1 protein-coding gene is annotated in these 635 nt (G+C 66.3%); it reads right to left on the bottom strand.

Features of this window, described 5'->3' with window-relative positions:
- Window positions 1-566, bottom strand: a 566-nt coding sequence (locus LQT98_RS23855) for a condensation domain-containing protein (protein WP_231465736.1), incomplete at its 3' end; no start/stop codon positions are given.
- Between the last annotated feature and the right edge of the window lie 69 nt (window positions 567-635).

Raw genomic sequence — 635 nt, 5'->3', positions numbered from 1 at the left:
GGCTGGGGCGGCGGCAAGGCCGGCTCGGCCCCGCGCCGGTAGGCGTCGTAGCAGGCGAGCGCTTCGCCCAGCACGATCTGCACCGACCAGCCGTCCAGCAGCAGATGGTGATAGCTCCACACGAACTCATAGCGTTCTTCGCCGGTGCGGAACAAGGCGCAGCGCATCAGCGGCGCGCGGCTCAGGTGAAAGCCCGGACGCCGGTCCGCGTCCCGGTAGGCGGCGAGACGCCGCCGCTGTTCCTCGGGATCGAAAGCCCGCCAGTCCTCCTCCACCCACGGCAGTTCGACGTCGCGGAAGACCACCTGCACCGGCTTGGACGGCCCGTCCCACAGAAAGCCGGTGCGCAGCACGCCGTGGCGCGCGATCACCGCTTCCAGCGCGCGCCGGTAATCGGCCGCGTCTAGCGCGACCTGGAAGGCGCAAGCGACCTGTTCGTAATAGACGCCGGACTCCGGCGCTTTCAGCGTATGAAACAGCAGGCCCTGCTGCGTCGGCGTCAACGGCAGCATGGTCTCGACTTTCGAGCCGGCTTGCTGCGCGGCGTTTGATAATGTTTTGTTCATGGCTGTTCGTTCAGTAGCTGTAACACTTCGTCGATATCGTTCTGGTCAAGATGGGCGAGCGGCAGGTCC

Origin of the sequence: Chromobacterium aquaticum, from assembly GCF_021129195.1 — a bacterium.
Taxonomy (GTDB): Bacteria; Pseudomonadota; Gammaproteobacteria; order Burkholderiales; family Chromobacteriaceae; genus Chromobacterium; species Chromobacterium aquaticum.
The sequence above is the reverse complement of the archived record's forward strand: the minus strand, read 5'-3'. Positions and strand labels throughout refer to the sequence as shown.